At 71.3% G+C, this 19,022-nt stretch carries 18 protein-coding genes; 13 read left to right on the top strand and 5 right to left on the bottom strand.

Going from position 1 to position 19,022, the window contains the following annotated elements; genetic code table 11:
* Positions 1-40: 40 nt before the first annotated feature.
* The 10 genes from ACIBQZ_RS17150 to ACIBQZ_RS17105 all read left to right on the top strand — a co-directional run bounded on the left by ACIBQZ_RS17150 (position 41) and on the right by ACIBQZ_RS17105 (position 12,115).
* Positions 41-928, top strand: a complete 888-nt coding sequence (locus ACIBQZ_RS17150) for a Rossmann-like and DUF2520 domain-containing protein (RefSeq protein WP_396089607.1) — start codon at positions 41-43, stop codon at positions 926-928.
* A complete protein-coding gene (gene panC, locus ACIBQZ_RS17145; protein WP_396089606.1) occupies positions 925-1,758 on the top strand; it encodes a pantoate--beta-alanine ligase in 834 nt (277 codons plus the stop codon). Before ACIBQZ_RS17150 ends, panC begins: the two co-directional genes overlap by 4 nt.
* Before the next feature lie 153 nt (positions 1,759-1,911).
* Complete coding sequence (locus tag ACIBQZ_RS17140; protein WP_396089604.1) at positions 1,912-2,847, top strand: septum formation family protein; 936 nt, start codon at positions 1,912-1,914, stop codon at positions 2,845-2,847.
* A gap of 62 nt (positions 2,848-2,909) precedes the next feature.
* On the top strand, positions 2,910-4,556 hold the full coding sequence (locus tag ACIBQZ_RS17135) for an L-aspartate oxidase (protein ID WP_396089603.1): 1,647 nt from the start codon (positions 2,910-2,912) through the stop codon (positions 4,554-4,556).
* A 174-nt stretch (positions 4,557-4,730) separates the two neighbouring features.
* Positions 4,731-5,585, top strand: a complete 855-nt coding sequence (nadC, locus tag ACIBQZ_RS17130) for a carboxylating nicotinate-nucleotide diphosphorylase (protein WP_396089602.1) — start codon at positions 4,731-4,733, stop codon at positions 5,583-5,585.
* 138 nt (positions 5,586-5,723) lie between these two features.
* A complete protein-coding gene (locus ACIBQZ_RS17125) occupies positions 5,724-6,482 on the top strand; it encodes a type III pantothenate kinase (RefSeq protein ID WP_396089601.1) in 759 nt (252 codons plus the stop codon).
* A 57-nt stretch (positions 6,483-6,539) separates the two neighbouring features.
* On the top strand, positions 6,540-8,051 hold the full coding sequence (gene lysS, locus ACIBQZ_RS17120) for a lysine--tRNA ligase (RefSeq protein WP_396089600.1): 1,512 nt from the start codon (positions 6,540-6,542) through the stop codon (positions 8,049-8,051).
* A 132-nt stretch (positions 8,052-8,183) separates the two neighbouring features.
* Positions 8,184-8,537 carry an Lsr2 family protein gene (locus tag ACIBQZ_RS17115; RefSeq protein ID WP_396089599.1) on the top strand — a complete coding sequence of 118 codons (354 nt, stop codon included), beginning with the start codon at positions 8,184-8,186 and terminating at the stop codon, positions 8,535-8,537.
* Positions 8,538-8,892: 355 nt separating this feature from the next.
* Positions 8,893-11,415: an ATP-dependent Clp protease ATP-binding subunit gene (locus ACIBQZ_RS17110; RefSeq protein WP_396089598.1), complete on the top strand. Its 2,523-nt coding sequence runs from the start codon at positions 8,893-8,895 to the stop codon at positions 11,413-11,415.
* Between the two features lie 97 nt (positions 11,416-11,512).
* Entirely contained in the window at positions 11,513-12,115 is a 603-nt protein-coding gene (locus tag ACIBQZ_RS17105; protein WP_396089597.1) for a DUF4291 domain-containing protein, read from the top strand.
* Here the strand turns inward: ACIBQZ_RS17105 and ACIBQZ_RS17100 are convergent.
* Both ACIBQZ_RS17100 and ACIBQZ_RS17095 read right to left on the bottom strand, forming a co-directional pair.
* Positions 12,043-12,657 carry a hypothetical protein gene (locus tag ACIBQZ_RS17100; RefSeq protein WP_396089595.1) on the bottom strand — a complete coding sequence of 205 codons (615 nt, stop codon included), beginning with the start codon at positions 12,655-12,657 and terminating at the stop codon, positions 12,043-12,045. The two genes, ACIBQZ_RS17105 and ACIBQZ_RS17100, sit on opposite strands and share 73 nt — an antisense overlap.
* Before the next feature lie 135 nt (positions 12,658-12,792).
* Complete coding sequence (locus ACIBQZ_RS17095; protein WP_396089594.1) at positions 12,793-13,695, bottom strand: A/G-specific adenine glycosylase; 903 nt, start codon at positions 13,693-13,695, stop codon at positions 12,793-12,795.
* 222 nt (positions 13,696-13,917) lie between these two features.
* Between ACIBQZ_RS17095 and ACIBQZ_RS17090 the strand changes: the two genes are divergently transcribed.
* The 3 genes from ACIBQZ_RS17090 (at position 13,918) to ACIBQZ_RS17080 (ending at position 15,809) form a co-directional block, all read left to right on the top strand.
* Complete coding sequence (locus tag ACIBQZ_RS17090; protein ID WP_396089593.1) at positions 13,918-14,421, top strand: glycine cleavage system protein R; 504 nt, start codon at positions 13,918-13,920, stop codon at positions 14,419-14,421.
* Positions 14,418-14,969, top strand: coding sequence for a peptide deformylase (locus ACIBQZ_RS17085; RefSeq protein ID WP_396089591.1), 552 nt, complete (start codon positions 14,418-14,420; stop codon positions 14,967-14,969). The genes ACIBQZ_RS17090 and ACIBQZ_RS17085 overlap by 4 nt, the downstream gene beginning before the upstream one ends.
* Positions 14,970-15,050: 81 nt before the next feature.
* Positions 15,051-15,809, top strand: coding sequence for an adhesin (locus ACIBQZ_RS17080; RefSeq protein ID WP_396089590.1), 759 nt, complete (start codon positions 15,051-15,053; stop codon positions 15,807-15,809).
* A gap of 655 nt (positions 15,810-16,464) precedes the next feature.
* On the opposite strand, the gene ACIBQZ_RS17075 is transcribed toward ACIBQZ_RS17080, so the two are convergent.
* The 3 genes from ACIBQZ_RS17075 to disA all read right to left on the bottom strand — a co-directional run bounded on the left by ACIBQZ_RS17075 (position 16,465) and on the right by disA (position 18,938).
* Positions 16,465-16,968, bottom strand: a complete 504-nt coding sequence (locus ACIBQZ_RS17075; RefSeq protein ID WP_396089589.1) for an NUDIX domain-containing protein — start codon at positions 16,966-16,968, stop codon at positions 16,465-16,467.
* Between the two features lie 352 nt (positions 16,969-17,320).
* Positions 17,321-17,743: a DUF6924 domain-containing protein gene (locus tag ACIBQZ_RS17070; RefSeq protein WP_396089588.1), complete on the bottom strand. Its 423-nt coding sequence runs from the start codon at positions 17,741-17,743 to the stop codon at positions 17,321-17,323.
* Between the two features lie 13 nt (positions 17,744-17,756).
* Positions 17,757-18,938: a DNA integrity scanning diadenylate cyclase DisA gene (gene disA, locus ACIBQZ_RS17065; protein WP_396089587.1), complete on the bottom strand. Its 1,182-nt coding sequence runs from the start codon at positions 18,936-18,938 to the stop codon at positions 17,757-17,759.
* Positions 18,939-19,022 lie beyond the last annotated feature (84 nt).

Below are 19,022 nucleotides of genomic sequence, written 5' to 3'. Positions count from 1 at the left end.
GACTGAAGGCGGAACCGACACTCGAGGACTGGATCTTTTGATGAGCGCTGTGCCGCGCGCCGGAAGGCGCGCTTACCCGCTGGTCGTGGGTGTTGTCGGGGCAGGCCGGGTGGGTGCCGTGCTCGGCGCCGCGCTGGCGGAGGCCGGCCACCGCGTGGTCGCCGCCGCCGCTGTCTCCACCGCCTCCCGGGAGCGCGCCCGGCGCCTCCTGCCGCAGGCCGTGATCCTGCCCGCCGACGAGGTCGCCCGCGCCGCCACCGATCTCCTGCTGCTCGCCGTCCCGGACGACCATCTCGGCGCCGTCGTGTCCGGCCTGGCCGCGACCGGCGCGCTGGGTCCCGGCACGGTCGTCGCGCACACCTCGGGCGCGCACGGTCTCGGGGTGCTCGGCGACGTCGACGGCCTCGCGCTGCACCCGGCGATGACCTTCACCGGGGCGGCGGCCGACCTGGACCGGCTGCCCGGGATCGCCTGGGGCGTCACCGCCCGCGACCGGGCCTTCGCCGCGCGGCTGGTCACCGACCTCGGCGGGGTGCCGGAGTGGATCGCCGAGGACGCCCGGCCGCTCTACCACGCGGCCCTGGCGCACGGCGCGAACCACCTGGTCACGCTGGTCAACGAGGCGGCCGACCTGCTGCGGGCGGCCGGCGTCGAGCGCCCGCAGGTGGTGCTCTCGCCGCTGTTGCACGCGGCCCTGGAGAACGCGCTGAGCCTGGGCGACGCCGCGCTGACCGGCCCGGTGTCGCGGGGTGACGCGGGCACCGTGGGCAAGCATCTGAGCCGCATCGCGCCGGAGTCCGTACCGGCCTATCTTGCTCTGGCCCGGCGCACCGCCGACCGGGCCATTGCCGCGGGGCGGCTGCGGCCGCGGGACGCGGCGCTGTTGATGGACGTTCTTGCCCAGGCGACCGTAGGGAGTCCCACATGACCGCGCTCATCCACACCCGCGCCGAACTGGCCGCCGCCCGGGCCGCCGCGACCGGCCGGGTGGCCGTCGTGATGACCATGGGCGCCCTGCACGAGGGGCACCGCGAGCTGATGCGCGTCGCGCGGAAGCGCGCCGACTTCGTGATCGCCACGGTCTTCGTGAACCCGCTGCAGTTCGGGCCGAACGAGGACTTCGACAAGTACCCGCGCACGCTGGCCGCCGACGTCGAGGCCTGTCGCGCCGAGCGGGTCGACGTGGTGTTCGCGCCGGACCGGGACGAGATGTATCCGGGCGGCTCGCCGCTGGTGACGCTGCACGCCGGCCCGATGGGCGAGATCCTCGAGGGCGCGAGCCGGCCCGGGCACTTCTCCGGGATGCTCACCGTGGTCGCCAAGCTGCTCCGGCTGACCCGCGCCGACCTGGCGTTCTTCGGCGAGAAGGACTTCCAGCAGCTGGCCCTGATCACCCGGATGGTGCGCGACCTGGAGCTCGGTGTCGAGATCATCGGGGTGCCGACGGTCCGTGAGGCCGACGGCCTGGCGCTGTCCAGCCGCAACCGCTACCTCTCGGCTCAGCAGCGCACGGCGGCCCTCGCGCTGTCGCAGGCCCTGCGGGAGGGCGCGGCGCAGAGCGACGCGCAGCGCGTGCTGGAGGCGGCCGGCAAGATCCTCGCCGACGAGCCGGGCATCCAGGTCGACTATCTGGCCCTGACCGATCCGCTGCTGGGCCCGGCGCCCACGGACGGCCCGGCGCGGCTGCTGGTCGCCGCCAAGGTGGGCACCACCCGGCTGATCGACAACGTCCCGGTGCTGCTGGGCGACGCGGCCTGAGGCCGCACCCGGCGGGCCCGCCGGGTGGCCGATCCGCCGCCCCGAGGATCCGGTACGCGGGGAGCAGTCCGGCCGAAGGCGCCGTGGTGACCGTGTCGATTGCCCTATCATCGACAAATCGGACACTGTCTGGCGCTCGGGAGGCACGGATTCATGCGACACCTGCCCCGGCTGCGCCGTTCCTGGCGGTTGCCGGTCGCGGTGGCGTCGAGCCTGCTCACGGTCGTGCTCGCGGGCGGGTGCGGCAACCCGGCCGGAGTGGACGGGGATCTCACCGACAGCTGGGCCGCGATCGGCGTGCCGACCGGCTTCACCCCGGTCGCGGAGACCTGTCACCTGGCCAACTTCACCACCGCGGGCACCCGGGCCACGTACGAGGAAGTCGACTGCAAGCTCAAGCACCGCACCGAGACCGTGCACGTCGGCACCTATCCGAGCCCGGCCGCCGAGGCCTCGGACCCGCCGGCCCCCGACTCGGCCGGCGCGCGGGCCGCGTACCGGACGTGTGACGCCAAGACCACCGCGTACGTCGGCGGGCCGTGGCGGACCGCCCGGCTCTGGATCGGGGTGATCCAGCCGACCCGGGCCGCCTGGACCGGTGGCGCCCGCTGGTACCGCTGCGAGGTGCTGGTGAGCAGCTCGGTGGAGGACGACGGCGGGCTGGTGCAGCGGGTCGGCAGCCTCCGGGACGCGCTCAAGGAGCGGGCCTCGCCATTGCTGCTGACCTGCTACCGGGTGCTGCTGGACAAGGCCGGCAAGATCGGCACGATGCCGTCCACGCCCTGCTCGGCCGGGCACAACGCGGAGTTCGTCGGGGTCTGGGAGGCCGGGGACGACGGGTACCCCGCGACCACCAAGCAGTGGGACAAGCTGCACGACGGCTGCCGCGGCCTGATCGCCGGGTACGTGGGCGTGCCCGACGACGCCGACCTGCAGTTCCGGGCCGGCGTGATCTCGCTGCCCGGCGGTAAAGACGTGTGGACACTGGGCGACCGGGGCGTGCGGTGCTACCTGTGGCTGGACGCGGCGACCCTGACCGCCTCGCTCAAGGGCAAGGGCAGCAAGGCCATGCCGGTGCAGTACCAGTAACGCCTGGCACTTCTTCGCGCCCCGGCCGTGATTTCCCGGCCCCGGGCCTGTTGACTGGGCGCATGTCGCATCTTGCCGACCTTCCGGCGCTCCCCCGCCGTCTGGCCGCCGCCGCGCCCGGCTGGACCGAGACCACCGACGTGCTGGTGGTCGGCTCCGGTGTCGCGGGCCTGACCGCCGCCCTGTACCTGCGCGAGGCGGGGCTGCACGTCACCGTCGTCACCAAGGTCAACATCAACGACGGGTCGACCCGCTGGGCACAGGGCGGCATCGCTGCCGTGCTGGACCCGCTGGACACCCCCGAGGCGCACGCGTTCGACACCGAGATCGCCGGGGTCGGCCTCTGCGACCCCGCGGCGGTCCGCGTGCTGGTCGAGGAGGGCCCCGCCCGGATCCGCGAGCTGATGCGGATCGGCGCCGAGTTCGACCGGCACGCCGACGGCTCGCTGATGCTGACCCGCGAGGGCGGGCACCGCGCCGACCGGATCGTGCACGCGGGCGGCGACGCCACCGGCGCCGAGGTGCAGCGCGCCCTGCACCAGGCGGTGCTCCGCGACCCGTGGATCCGCCTGGTCGAGCACGCCCTGGTGCTGGACCTGCTGCGGGGCGGCGACGGCCGGGCCTGCGGCATCACCCTGCACGTGCTGGGCGAGGGCAGCGAGGACGGCGTCGGCGCGATCCTGGCCCGCGCGGTCGTGCTGGCCACCGGCGGCATGGGCCAGATCTTCGCCTCCACCACCAACCCGGCCGTCTCCACCGGCGACGGGGTCGCGCTCGCGCTGCGCGCCGGCGCCAAGGTCACCGACGTGGAGTTCGTCCAGTTCCACCCGACGTCGTTCATGACCGCGAACGTGACCTCGGTGCAGCGGCCGCTGATCTCCGAGGCGCTGCGCGGCGAGGGCGCCCACCTGGTCGACGAGACCGGCAAGCGGTTCATGGTCGGCCAGCACGAACTGGCCGAGCTGGCGCCGCGGGACGTGGTCGCCAAGGGCATCCACCGGGTGCTGCGCGCGACCGGGGCCGACCACGTCTACCTGGACGCCCGGCACCTGGGCAAGGAGTTCCTGGAGCAGCGCTTCCCGACCATCGTGGCGTCCACCCGCGGCGCCGGCGTCGACCCGGCGACCGAGCTGATCCCGGTCGCCCCGGCGGCCCACTACGCCTCCGGCGGCGTCCGCACCGACCTGCACGGCCGCACCTCCATCCCGGGCCTGTACGCCTGCGGCGAGGTGGCCTGCACAGGCGTGCACGGCGCGAACCGGCTGGCCAGCAACTCGCTGCTGGAGGGCCTGGTCTTCGCCCGGCGGATCGCCGACGACATCGCCCGGGACCTGCCGCCGCAGGCCGAGCCGGTGACGCCGGCCGGCGAGCCCGGCTGGGTGGTGTCCCCGGCGATCCGCACCGACCTGCAGCGGGCGATGACCCGCGGGGCCGGCGTGCTCCGCTCGGCCGACTCGCTGGCCGCCACGGCGAAGGAGCTGGCCCGGCTCGGCGAGCAGCACGGCGTCGCGCACAACGCGGCGTGGGAGGCGACCAACCTGCTGACCGTGGCCGCCGCGCTGGTGGCCTCGGCGGCCGAGCGCCGCGAGACCCGCGGCTGCCACTGGCGCGAGGACTACCCGAACGCCCTGGACGAGTGGCGCGGCCACCTGCTGGACGCGATCGACGCCAAGGGCACGATCACCCAGACCTTCGAGGAGATGGCATGACCGACTGCACCGAGCGTCGCCGGGCGCGAGCCGGCGACGGCCGTGGCCGTGAGGGCCAGAAGGGCATGCGAAAGGTGGGCACAGCATGACCGACTGCACCGAGCGTCGCCGGGCGCGAGCTGGCGACGGCCGTGGCCGTGAGGGCCAGAAGGGCATGCGAAAGGTGGGCACAGCATGACGAGCGGGCTGGATCTGGGCGAGGTGGAGCGGGTCGTCTACACGGCGCTCGCCGAGGACCTGGGTGATCCGCCGCGGGACGTGACGAGCGAGGCGACGATCCCGGGCGGCCAGGTCGACACGGCGGAGCTGGTGGCGCGGGCGCCCGGCGTGGTGGCCGGCCTGCCGGTCGCGGCTCAGGTCTTCGCGGCGACCTCCGGCGGCACGGCGACCTTCGACCAGCTGATCGCCGAGGGGGTCCGGGTGGCGCGCGGCGACGTGCTCGCCGTCATCACCGGCCCGACCCGGTCGCTGCTGACCGCCGAGCGCACCGCGCTCAACCTGCTCTGCCGGATGTCCGGCGTGGCGACGCACACCCGCCGGTGGGCGGACGCGCTGGCGGACACCAAGGCGACGGTGCTGGACACCCGCAAGACCACGCCGGGCCTGCGCGCGCTGGAGAAGTACGCGGTCCGGGTCGGCGGCGGCACCAACAAGCGCATGGGCCTCTACGACGTGGCCATGATCAAGGACAACCACAAGCTGGCGGCGGGCAGCATCAGCGCGGCGTACCGGCTGGTCCGCGAGGCCTTCCCGGACGTTCCGGTGCAGGTGGAGGTCACCACGGTCGCCGAGGCCCGGGAGGCGGTCGAGGCGGGGGCGAGTTTCCTGCTCTGCGACAACATGGCCCCGGACCTGCTGCGCGAGGTGGTGGCCGCGGTCGGCGACCGCTCCGAGCTGGAGGCAACCGGCAACCTGACCCTGGAAACCGTCGAGGAGTACGGCGCGACCGGGGTGGACTACCTGTCGGTGGGCGCGCTGACCCACTCGAGCCCGATCCTGGACATCGCCCTGGACCTGCGCCCGCGCTGACCAGAGCTTGGGCCGCCCGGCGCGGGCGGCCCACCGAGCGCCTCCAGAACCGGTGCGGTGTGGAGGACGGTGCTGCGGTTGGGGAGCCCGACGCCCGTACCGTCAAACGGTTTTGATTTTCCTGGATAGGCTCCCTCCGTGCTGCTGTGCATTGACATCGGAAACACCAACACCGTGCTCGCCACCTTCGACGGGGACAAGCTCGTCCACAACTGGCGGATCAAGACCGACGCCCGGTCCACGGCCGACGAGCTCGGCCTGATGTTCCGGGGCCTGCTCGCCGGCGACGCGGTGGAGATCACCGGGGTGGCCGCGTGCTCGACCGTGCCGGCGGCGCTGCGGTCGCTGCGGACGATGCTCGGGCGCTACTACGGTGACCTGCCGAACGTCATCGTCGAGCCGGGCGTGAAGACCGGGGTGCAGCTCGCCATCGACAACCCCAAGGAGGTGGGCGCGGACCGGGTGGTCAACACCCTGGCCGCGCACGCGCTCTACGGCGGGCCCTCGATCGTGGTCGACTTCGGCACCACCACGAACTTCGACGTGATCAGCGCGAAGGGTGAGTTCCTCGGCGGGGCGTTCGCGCCCGGCATCGAGATCTCCTTCGACGCGCTGGCCGCCCGCGCCGCCCAGCTGCGCAAGGTGGAGCCGGCCAAGCCGCGCTCGGTGATCGGCAAGAACACCGTGGAGTGCCTGCAGTCCGGGCTCTACTACGGTGTCGCCGGGCAGGTCGACCGGATCGTCGAGCTGATGACCGCCGAGCTGGGCACCGTGCGCTCGGTCATCGCCACCGGCGGGCTCGCCTGGCTGGTCAAGGACGCCTGCCGGACGATCACCGCGCACGAGCCGATGATCACGCTGATCGGGCTCCGGATGGTATATGAGCGGAACGTCTGAAGCCGCCTTAGTACGCTTTTCGCCATCCTTCCTTTGTCTTCCACAGAGAGTCGTGCCGTGACCGAGCAGAACGCCACCCCAGCCGTTGACCCCGCCGAGGACCTTCCCGAACAGATGCGGGTCCGCCGGTCGAAGCGGGACCGGCTGCTGGCCGAGGGTGTCGAGCCGTACCCGGTCGGCTTCGCGCGCACCGCGACGCTCGCCGAGGTCCGCGCCGATTACGCCGAGCTGGCCACCGACTCCGCCTCCGGCGACACGGTCGGTATCACCGGCCGGGTGATCTTCGTGCGGAACGGCGGCAAGCTCTGCTTCGCCACGCTGCGCGACGGCGACGGCACCGAGCTGCAGGCCATGCTGTCCCTGGACAAGGTCGGCGCCGAGGCGCTGGAGCAGTGGAAGCGCCTGGTGGACCTGGGTGACCTGGTCGGCATCACCGGCGAGGTGATCACCAGCCGGCGCGGTGAGCTCTCCGTGCTCGCCGACTCCTGGACCATGACCGCCAAGGCGCTGCGCCCGCTGCCGGTCGCGCACCGCCCGCTGAGCGAGGAGACCCGGGTCCGGCAGCGCTATGTCGACCTGATCGTCCGGCCGCAGGCCCGGGAGATGGTCCGGGCCCGGGCGACCACGGTACGGAGCCTGCGCGAGTCGCTGTTCGCGCGCAATTATCTCGAAGTGGAAACGCCGATGTTGCAGTTGCTGCACGGTGGCGCCACGGCCCGGCCGTTTGTGACGCACAGCAACGCGCTGGACATAGATCTCTATCTGCGTATCGCCCCGGAACTCTTTTTGAAGCGGGCCGTCGTGGGCGGCATCGAACGCGTCTTCGAGATCAACCGCAACTTCCGCAATGAGGGCATGGATTCCACGCACTCGCCGGAGTTCGCGATGCTCGAGGCCTACCAGGCGTATGCGGACTACAACGTGATGCAGGAGCAGGTCCGCGAGTGGATTCAGGAGGCCGCGACCGCGACCGCCGGATCACACATCGTGACCCACTTCGACGGCACCGAGTTGGACCTGGGCGGCCAGTGGCGTTCGATCACCCTCTTCGGTGCGCTCTCCGAGGCGCTCGGTGAAGAAGTAACGGTGCGTACCGATCTGGCGAGCCTGCAGCGGTATGCCGAAAAGCACGACCTATCGGTGGACCCGAAGTGGGGCGCGGGCAAGCTCGCCGAGGAACTCTTCGAACATCTCGTGCAGCACACCCTGCAGGCGCCCACCTTCGTGCGCGACTATCCGGAGGAGACCACCCCGCTGACCCGGGCACACCGCTCCGAGCCGGGGCTGACCGAGAAGTGGGACCTCTACGTGCTGGGCTTCGAGCTGGCCACCGCGTACTCCGAGCTGGTCGACCCGGTGGTGCAGCGCGAACGCCTGGTAGCGCAGTCCCTGCTGGCCGCCGGCGGCGACGCCGAGGCGATGCAGCTGGACGAGGATTTCCTGCGCGCCATGGAGTACGGAATGCCGCCGGCCGGTGGGATGGGAATGGGAATCGACCGGCTCCTGATGGCGCTCACCGGGCTGGGCATTCGGGAAACGATCCTCTTCCCCTTGGTGCGTCCGGAGTAGGGCGTGGCCGGACACGATTTGCATCGCCGCACGTCTTGGTGCAGCCCGCCATTGACGGAGCCTGCGGCACGGGCGTTATTGTTCAGGGGAAAAGCGTGAACTGAGTACCTGTGTTCGGGAGGATAACGGCGCGTGGCCAAGCAGATCATTCACAAGCTGGTCGATGACCTCGACGGCGGTGACGCCGAGGAGACCGTCAAGTTCGCCCTCGACGGCATTCAGTACGAGATCGACCTGTCCGAGTCGAACGCGGCGAAATTGCGGGACGTCTTCGCGCCTTACGTGGGCGCGGGTTCCAAGGTCGCGCGCGGTGGCGTCGTCGTCGGCGGCCGGGCGGCCCGTGGTCGCGGCGGTGCGACGGCGGACCGGGAGCAGAACAAGGCGATCCGGGAGTGGGCGAAGAAGGCCGGGAAGGACATCTCCGACCGCGGCCGGATCCCGCAGGAGATCGTGGACGAGTTCCACGCCAAGGGGCCCGGCCGCTGAGCCGGACGGCCCGCCGAGGGGTCCGCTGCGCGTGAGCGCGGCGGACCCCTCTGCTTTTCGCGCGTTCTTCGCCGACCTTGCGTAAGTTATCCACAGGGGCGGAGCGCGTTGTCCACAGGCTGTGGACGGCGTTTCCGGCGCGGGCGATTTCGCTGTGCGCGTACTCCGCAAGGGTGGGGAACAGGCGTTGAGCGTGCGAAGTTGGGGAGAACATCGGCGCAGGACGTCACCAGAGGGCTCGAGGGCCCAGCAGAGTCTCCCGACGGCGATAGAGTGAGAGAGCACAGGTATCACCGATACCCGTGCGCTGGCCCCGCCAGTTCATTGGCGCACGGCACGTGAGGAGCACGAGGGCATGTTCGAGCGGTTCACCGACCGAGCGCGACGGGTTGTCGTCCTGGCCCAAGAAGAGGCCCGGATGCTCAACCACAACTACATCGGGACAGAGCACATCCTGCTCGGTCTCATCCACGAGGGCGAAGGTGTTGCCGCGAAGGCTCTGGAGAGCCTCGGCATCTCCCTCGAGGGTGTCCGGCAGCAGGTCGAGGAGATCATCGGCCAGGGCCAGCAGGCGCCGAGCGGGCACATCCCGTTCACGCCGCGGGCCAAGAAGGTGCTGGAGCTCTCGCTGCGCGAGGCCCTGCAGCTCGGCCACAACTACATCGGCACGGAGCACATCCTGCTCGGGCTGATCCGTGAGGGCGAGGGCGTCGCCGCCCAGGTGCTGGTCAAGCTCGGCGCCGACCTCAACCGGGTCCGCCAGCAGGTCATCCAGCTGCTCTCGGGCTACCAGGGCAAGGAGCCGGCCGCCGCCGGCGCCGCCGCGGGCGAGGCCGCCCCGTCGACGTCCCTGGTGCTCGACCAGTTCGGACGCAACCTGACCCAGGCCGCCCGCGAGGGCAAGCTCGACCCGGTCATCGGCCGGGAGAAGGAAATCGAGCGGGTCATGCAGGTGCTCTCCCGCCGCACCAAGAACAACCCGGTGCTGATCGGCGAGCCCGGCGTCGGCAAGACCGCCGTCGTCGAGGGGCTGTCGCAGTCCATCGTCAAGGGCGAGGTGCCCGAGACGCTCAAGGACAAGCAGCTCTACACGCTCGACCTCGGCGCGCTGGTCGCCGGTTCCCGCTACCGCGGTGACTTCGAGGAGCGCCTCAAGAAGGTGCTCAAGGAGATCCGCACCCGCGGCGACATCATCCTGTTCATCGACGAGATCCACACCCTGGTGGGTGCGGGTGCCGCCGAGGGCGCCATCGACGCCGCCTCGATCCTCAAGCCCATGCTCGCGCGTGGTGAGCTGCAGACCATCGGTGCGACCACCCTCGACGAATACCGCAAGCACCTCGAGAAGGACGCCGCGCTCGAGCGCCGCTTCCAGCCGATCCAGGTGGGTGAGCCGTCACTGGCGCACACCATCGAGATCCTCAAGGGCCTGCGCGACCGCTACGAGGCGCACCACCGGATCAGCATCACCGACGCCGCCCTGGTGGCCGCCGCGACGCTGGCCGACCGCTACATCTCCGACCGCTTCCTGCCGGACAAGGCGATCGACCTGATCGACGAGGCCGGCGCCCGGATGCGCATCCGCCGGATGACCGCACCGCCGGACCTCCGCGACTTCGACGAGCGCATCGCCCAGGTCCGCCGCGACAAGGAGAGCGCGATCGACGCGCAGGACTTCGAGCGGGCCGCGCAGCTGCGCGACAAGGAGAAGCAGCTGCTGGGTCAGAAGGCGCAGCGGGAGAAGGAGTGGAAGGCGGGCGACCTCGACGTCGTCTCCGAGGTCGACGACGAGCAGATCGCCGAGGTCCTCGGCAACTGGACCGGCATCCCGGTCTACAAGCTGACCGAGGAGGAGACCTCCCGGCTGCTCCGCATGGAGGACGAGCTCCACAAGCGCGTCATCGGCCAGGAGGACGCGGTCAAGGCGGTCTCGAAGGCGATCCGGCGCACCCGCGCCGGCCTGAAGGACCCGAAGCGCCCCTCGGGCTCGTTCATCTTCGCCGGCCCGTCCGGTGTCGGTAAGACCGAGCTCTCCAAGGCGCTCGCCGAGTTCCTCTTCGGCTCCGAGGACGCGCTGATCCAGCTCGACATGTCCGAGTTCCACGACCGGTACACGGTGTCCCGCCTCGTCGGTGCCCCTCCCGGCTACGTGGGCTATGACGAGGGCGGCCAGCTGACCGAGAAGGTCCGCCGTAAGCCGTTCTCCGTGGTCCTCTTCGACGAGATCGAGAAGGCCCACCCGGACGTGTTCAACACGCTCCTGCAGATCCTGGAGGACGGCCGCCTCACCGACGGTCAGGGCCGCATCGTGGACTTCAAGAACACGGTGATCATCCTGACCACCAACCTGGGCACGCGTGACGTGGCCAAGGCGGTGTCGCTGGGCTTCCAGGCGTCCGAGGACGTCGAGAGCAACTACGACCGGATGAAGGTCAAGGTCAACGACGAGCTGAAGCAGCACTTCCGCCCGGAGTTCCTCAACCGCATCGACGACACGATCGTCTTCCACCAGCTCCGCCAGGACGAGATCCTGCACATCGTCGACATCTTCACGGCCCGGATCGAGACCCAGCTCAAGAACAAGGACATGGGCCTCGAGCTGACCGACAACGCCAAGAAGTACCTGGCGAAGAAGGGCTTCGACCCGGTCCTGGGCGCCCGGCCGCTGCGCCGGACGATCCAGCGCGACCTGGAGGACACCCTCTCCGAGCAGATCCTCTTCAACGAGCTGCGCCCCGGCCAGATCGTGGTGGTGGACTGCGAGGGAGACCCGGAGAACATCGAGAAGTCGAAGCTGACGTTCACCGGCGCCGACCGTGGCGCCGTGGTCCCCGACGCGGTGCCCGCCGACCTCGGCGCGGCCGCCACGGAGGAGTAGGTCAGCACGACCCACGGAACGGCCCGGCGCTTCGGCGTCGGGCCGTTCTGGCGTTAATCGCTGGCCCGGGGTGCGCCGCCCGCCCGATCATCGACGCATGGAAACACCGCAACGGCAGATCAGAGCCGTCTACACGGCCGACACGATCACCGTCTACCAGGCCTACTCGCCGGCGATCGCCGAGCCGGCCGTGCGCGCCGGCCGCTTCGTGGCGCCGTTCAAACGGGACCGGATGACGTGGATCAAGCCGTCGTTCCTGTGGATGATGTACCGCTGCGGCTGGGCGGCCAAGCCCGGTCAGGAGCGGGTGCTGGCCGTGGAGATCACCCGGGCCGGGTTCGAGTGGGCGCTGGCGCGCGCGTGCCCCAGCCACTACGAGGTCGGCGGCGGCGAGACCCGGGCCGAGTGGTCGCGGCGGGTGAAGCGCAGCCCCGTGCGGGTGCAGTGGGACCCGGAGCGGTCCATCCAGCTCGCGGTGCTGCCGTACCGGTCGCTGCAGCTCGGTCTGGGCGGCGAGGCGGTGCCCCGGTACGTGGACGAGTGGACGGTCTCGATCACCGACGTCACCGAGCTGGCGCGCCGGGTGCGGGCCACCCGCGACCCGGCACTGCTCCCGCCGGAACGGCCCTACCCGGCTCCCGCCAGGAATTCCGCGACGGCCCCGTCGTTGATGCCGGACTCCTTGCCGGTGTCGCGGTAGGCGGCCCGGGTCACCGGACTCCAGATACCGAAGCTCATCAAGATCATGACGAGGACCTCGCGCTCCGCCTTGTTGCTCGGGACCATCCGGAGCGACGCCGCGGCCTTGCCCACCATGGAACCCGCCGGCAGCGCGCCCAGCGTCTTGATGATCTCCCGGCCGAGCAGCCGGTCCGCGTCGGTGGCACCGGTACGCGGCGCCCGTGCGAACTGTTCCAGGTCGAACGCCACGTACCGGACGTCCGAGTGCCGCACCCCGCCCCACTTGAACCGCTCGAAGTTGAGGACGTTGACGTCCTCCTCGGGGTCCGGGTACTGCTCGCAGACGACGCAGTGCCGAGCGCCCCTGGCGGCCCGGTACTCGTGCTCCTCGAGCGCGCGCCCCACGGCGTAGGAGCCCAGCGCCGACCGGAGATCAAGACGCCGGCTGCTCAGGCTCTCCAGGAAGGCGTCACCCACCTCCGCGGCGGAGACCGACGCCGCTGCCTTCCGCGCCGCCGCCACCCAGCCGTCATGGCTGTCCGACCGCGGCCGATCGACCATCACGCCGTCCGCGACGGCCTTGGCCTGCACGGGGGGGCGCCGGCGGCACCGGCGGCTCCCGCCAGCCCGCCGCCGACCAGAACATCTGCATCAGCGGTTTCAGCGCGGACGGCGACGCGTCATAGGTGGACATGCCTACTCCAGGCTCGGGTAGCGGGGCGGGTGGTCGCCGGCCAGCACAAACCGGTCGGCGTCGTGGTCCAGCGGCTCGACCAGGCCGTCGGTGACCAGGCCGGACAGGGCCCGGGCCCGCTGCACCTCGTCCATCCAGACCGCGTCCAGCCGTTGCCGGGGCACCGGGCCGGTGGCATGCCGGAGCACCTCCAGCAGCAGGCCGCGGACCTGCCGGTCGGTGCCGGCGTACTTCTGCGGCCGCCGGGTCGGGCCGGCCGGCGCGGGTGCCCCGCTCTGCCGCCACGCACAGACCGCCTCGAACGGGCATTCCGGGCAGCGTGGCGACCGGGCCGTGCAGACCAGCGCGCCGAGTTCCATGAACGCGATGCTGGCCCGGGCGGCGCGAGCGGGTTCCGCGGGGAGCAGCTCCGCCATCGCCGCCAGGTCGGCCGTCGTGGTGGTCGGCCCGGCATCCGGGTCACCGGCCACGGCCCGGGACACCACCCGGCGCACGTTCGTGTCGACGACCGGGTGGCGCTGCCCGTACGCGAAGGTCGCCACCGCCCGCGCCGTGTAGGTCCCGACGCCGGGCAGCGCGAGCAGCTGCTCCAGATCGTCGGGGACCCGGCCGCCGTGGCGTTCCACGATGGCCACCGCGCACGCGTGCAGCCGCATCGCCCGCCGGGGGTAGCCGAGCCGGCCCCACATCCGGATCGCCTCGGACGGGGGATCCTGGGCCAGCGCGGCCGGGTCGGGCCAGCGGGTCAGCCAGGCGTGCCAGGCGGGGGTCACCCGGACGACCGGGGTCTGCTGGAGCATCACCTCGCTGACCAGCACCGCCCAGGGGGTGGTGCCGGGGACCCGCCAGGGCAGATCGCGGGCGTTGGCGTCGTACCACTGGATGACCGAGTCGGCGAGCGTCATAACGGCACCAGCTTAGGGTCCGTCCCGCCGGCCCGCGCCGGGCCCACCGCCGGGCCCACCTGCGGGCGTGCCGGGCTTACCCGTGGGCGTGCCGGGTCTACCTGCGGGCGTGCCGGGGCCTTCCCGGCCCAGTTCCGTCCGGGGTCTGTCGTTCGGGTCTCGCCGGGGCGGGTTGCGCCTCGCCGGCGACCGGATCGGCGGCGCAGGCCCTACGATGCCGGAGTGAACGAGCTCGCCATCACCGTCATCGGTCCCGACCGGACCGGCATCGTCGCCGACGTCTCCGAGGCGCTCGCCGGGGTCGGTGCCAACCTGTCCGACTCCACCATGACCCGGTTGCGCGGTCACTTCGCGATGACCCTGATCTGCACCGGCCCCACCGCCGAGGACGTGGAGAAGGCGCTGCTCCCGCTCACCGGCGTGCTGACCACCGTCCGGGCGGTGGCTCCCGAGGCCGATGCCGACGTGGCGGGGGAGCCGTACCTGGTCAGCGTGCACGGCGCCGACCGGCTCGGGATCGTTGCCGCGGTCACTCGGGTGGTGGCCGCCGCCGGCGGCAACATCACCGATCTCACCACCCGGCTGACCGGCCCGCTCTACGTGCTGATCGCCGAGGTAGACGTGCCGCCGGGCAGCGCCGACGACCTGGCCGCCCGGCTGGCGGTGGCCGCGCAGGAGCTGGGTGTCGACGTGACCCTGCGCCGGGCCGAGTCGGACGTCCTATGAGCGACGCCCTGGCCGACTGGAAGCCCGACCTGCTCGGCGTCGAGGGCAGGGTGCTGCCGGTGGTCACCGCACCGGCCGGCGTGCTCAGCCGCGAGGGCGCCGAGGTTGACCCGGCCGATCCCGAGATCGTGCAGCTCGCCGCCGACCTGGTCGCCACCATGCGGGTGTCGCCGGGCTGCGTCGGCCTGGCCGCCCCGCAGGTCGGGGTGGGTGCGCAGGTGTTCGTCGTGGACGTGACCGAACACCCGAAGACGGTGACCGCGCACGGCACGTTCGTGCTGTGCAACGCCCGGGTCGTGGAGGCCAGCCGGTGGCGGCCCGGCCGCGAAGGCTGCATGTCCGTGCCGGACCTGACCGGCGACGTGAAACGCGCCGGCCGCGTCGTGGTCGAGGCCGTCCTACCGGGTACGGGCGAACCGGTGCGGCTGACCACCGACGCGTTCGAGGCGCGGGCGCTGCAACACGAGATCGACCACTGCGCCGGAAAACTCTTCCTCGATCGGGTCGCCGGGGCGCACGCCATCTACCAGCGCAAGGTTTATCTCTAACGATCAGCGCGCGAGTCGGTGTCGCGTTATCGGCGCGTCGCGGCGGCTGTGTCCCCATTCCGGGGATACCGTGCACGCATCATGCGTTCGACGGTCGGTCCCCTTCCTGCCGCCGTGTACTGGCGGCGTCGCGCTGTGGTGCTCGGTGCGCTGCTGCTCGGCGTCATCGTGCTGTTCGTATCCTGCTCCGGCGGGGACGACAAGGACAGCAAGCGCGGCACGGGCGCTTCCTCGCAGGCGCCGATCATGCCCACCTCGGCGTCGGCGACGCCCGAGGACGAACCCTCCTTCACCGACCCGGGCCCGGGCGCGGGCAACCCGTCCCTGCCGGAACCGGGCGACCTCACCGCCAGCGGCGCGGGCACCGGCCCGACGGCAGACGGCGACCCGGACGACGGCACCCAGGACGGCACCTCCGACACGAACGTCAACGCGGCAGCCGCCGGCACCTGCACCGACGCGGAAATGTCGGTAACCCCGGTGCCCGCCGCGACAACCGTCCGCCGGGGCGCCCCCCTGGCGGTCCGCCTCAAGATCAAGAACATCTCGGCCCGCACCTGCTCCCGCGACGTGGGCGCGGACCTCCAGGAGCTCTACATCGGCCAGGGCGCGAGCCGGGTCTGGTCCTCGGACACGTGCAGCACGGTCAAGGGCTCCGAGGTCCGCTCATTCCCGCCGAACGGCGAACGCGAATACAACGTGACCTGGAACGGCAAGCAGGCCAACAAGTGCACGGCCGGCCTGGCAACGGGAACGGCGCCGCCGGCGGGGCAGTACGAGATGCGGTTCCGGCTGGGCGCCAAGATCAGCGCGCCGGTGGCCGTCACCATCACCGCCTGACCAGTCCGCAGGCCGCTATCAGGGCCCGTCGCCGTTCTGGGTCGCCCGCATGGTTGCCTGCCTGGTCGCCACCGCGCGGCGGATGACCGCGCCACGGTGGGTTCAGCTTGCGGGTGGATCTGACGTTCGACTGTGCGGGTGCGGTGGCGCTCGCGGGTGGGGGTTGTGAGGCCCGGTGATGACCGATCCGGGTAGGACGACCTGGCCGCATTTGAGTGATCTGGCCTGGGTGGATTGCCAGCCGCGCTGGATGACTTGGCCGGGGTGGTGACAGGCCGGGGCGGTTCGCGATGCCGGGGCGTTGGCCGGGCGTGACGGATGACTTGGCCGGGGTGGTGACGGGCCGGGGTGGTTCGCGATGCCGGGGCGTTGGCCGGGCGTGACGGATGACTTGGCCGAGATGACCGCGGCTGGGTTGGTCGCGAGGCCGGGGCGATGGCCGGGCCGGGGGTGGATGACAAGGCCCTGGTGGATCGCAAAGCCGCGCTGGATGGCATAGCCGTGAGGATGGCGGGGGCACCTGACCAGGCCTGGATGATGACCGAGCCGGTGCGGATGACCAGGCCCGGTCGGTCGCGACGCCGAGATTGGCTTCGGTCGTGGAAACCGGGCCGATCCGCCAGTGATCATGCAGAGTTCAGCGGGCCGCTGATCTTCACATGCCGAGTGTGACCGGGTCGGCGGGTATCCCGGATGTGAGCAGGTCGGTCAGCAGTGTGGCCAGGTCACGGGGCGAAAACAAGTCAGGTCCGGGGTACCTGGCGATCTCGGCGAGCCGCCACCATCGAAAGGCGGCGAGGTGCTCAGCGGCGAGCTGGTCGTCGGTGAACTCGCCTTGCGGCTCGAAGTGGGTGGTGCGTATGAGGAAGTAGTCGTTGACCATGCCGTCGAAGCCGGGCGCATGGTCTGCGGCAACGACTACCTGATGCCAGACGTGCGGCGGATCGCCGGCGGTGACCAAGCCGGTTTCCTCTCGCAGCTCGCGGCGCAGCGCGGACAGCCCGTCCTCACCTGGCTCTATGCCGCCACCTGGAGCAGCCCAGACGCCCTGTGCTCCGTCCGGGACCGCGGGGTGGGGGAAAGCGAATCGGCACAGCAGGACGCGGTCATCCTCGTCGAGGATGATCGCGCGGGCGGAGGTGCGAAGGCGCAGCGACATGGCAGACTCCCGATCCTGTGCGCGTGGTACCGGCAGTGATCGACTCTGCACCACAGCAGCGCGTATGCCCACATCTGCGGCGCAGGCGGACTGATCGGCGCCCGGCTGCGACCCCACCTACCCGAACGGGACCGCTGCTCGCGCTCAGGGCTACGAGATCGATGGCATAGCCGCGATGAATCGCATACCGCGACGGATGCGAGGCCGCGACGGAGCGAGGCCGAGGTGGATGACCGGGCCGGAGTGGGTCGCGACGCCGGGGCGGATGGCCGGGGCGTATGACTTGGCCCCGATGGGTCGCAAAGCCCCCGCGAATTGCAGAGCCGCCGTGGATGAAATAGGCCGCGGAACCCTATTCATCAAAGCCGCGAAACGTCCCTGTCTCGTCCGTAGCCCCCGCAAAATCCGCAAACTCCATATTAGCGACAGCAAGATTTGCCGACACGTCCGTGAACGCCCCCGGCCGCACCCGGAACGACCGTCCGGGCTCCTCTTCGAGGTCAACAGCCAGCAACAGCCACTCGTCATTGCTCAGCGTCACCGCGTCCGCAACGAACACGTAGGTCAGCTTGTCGTCCTCGACGGCGGCCGCGTCCGCCTCCACCAGCGCCTGGATCGTCACCCCCGCATATGCCGGGTCGCTGACGTAGGTCGCGCTGCGGTGGGCGCCCTCGCTGCGGAGGACCGCTCTCAGCTCGTCCCAGGCGGCATCGTCGCTGAAGTCCGTGCGGAGGACCAGCGAGGTCAGGTCGGCGGGGGAGGGTAGTGGGGCCATATCGGGTGGAAGCTTAGACGTACCGCTCGAGGATCGACGCCTCGGCAAGGCGGGACAGGCCCTCGCGGACGCCTCGGGCGCGGGCGTCGCCTACGCCTTCCACTGCTTGGAGGTCTTCCACCGTTGCGCCCAGCAGGCGTTGCAGGCTGCCGAAGTGGTCGACCAGCCGTTCGACGATCTGGGCCGGCAGCCGGGGGACCTTGGCCAGCAGCCGGAATCCTCGAGGGCTCACCGCCGCGTCCAGGGCGTCGGAGGCGCCCGGGTAGCCGATCGCCTTGGCCACCGCGACCAGGTCGATCATTTCTGTCGCGGTGAGCAGGTCGAGCTCGACCAGGGCCTCGTCCAGCGTGCGGGCCTTGCGGCCGGTCGGCAGGTAGTCGCGGATCACCAGGGTGCGGTCGGAGTCGACGCCGGCCATCAGCTCGTCCAGCTGCAGGGCCAGCAGGCGGCCGTCGGTGCCCAGCTCGACCACGTAGCCGGAGATCTCGTCGGCGATGCGGCGCACCATCTCCAGGCGCTGCACCACCGCCACCGCGTCGCGGACCGTGACCAGGTCCTCGATCTCCAGGGCGGACAGCGTGCCGGAGACCTCGTCGAGGCGCAGCTTGTAGCGTTCCAGGGTGGCCAGGGCCTGGTTGGCGCGGGACAGGATGGCCGCGGAGTCGTCGAGGACGTGGCGCTGGCCGTTCACGTAGAGGCCGATGATGTGCATCGACTGGCTGACCGAGATCACCGGGAAGCCGGACTGCTTGGCCACCCGCTCGGCGGTGCGGTGCCGGGTGCCCGACTCCTCGGAGTGGATGCCCGGGTCGGGCATCAGGTGCACGGCGGCGCGGACGATGCGGGTGCCGTCGCTGGAGAGCACCACCGCGCCGTCCATCTTGCACAGCTCGCGCAGGCGGGTCGCGGAGAACTCCACGTCGAGCGGGAAGCCGCCGGTGCAGATCTGTTCGACGATCGCGTCGTAGCCGAGCACGATCAGCGCGCCGGTGCGGCCGCGCAGGATGCGTTCGAGGCCGTCGCGCAGGGCGGTGCCGGGGGCCATCAGAGCCAGGTTCGCGCGCAGCGGGTCGCCGCTGACTCCACCGCCGGTCAGGCCGGGCGTCGTCGGGGTCATCGGGCGGGCTGCCGAACCGTTGACGCCGGCAGCACCATTGGCATGGCGGTTGGATGAGGCATCGCGGTCGAGCGGCACCTGTACATTCTACGGACTCGTTTCCAGGTCAACGAGTCGCGGTTCCGACGCGGTTTCAGAGCGTCAGCGTCGGTCACTGCCCGT

It is taken from the genome of Actinoplanes sp. NPDC049599, assembly GCF_044465625.1.
GTDB lineage: Bacteria > Actinomycetota > Actinomycetes > Mycobacteriales > Micromonosporaceae > Actinoplanes.
This window is presented reverse-complemented; position numbering and strand designations above follow the sequence as displayed.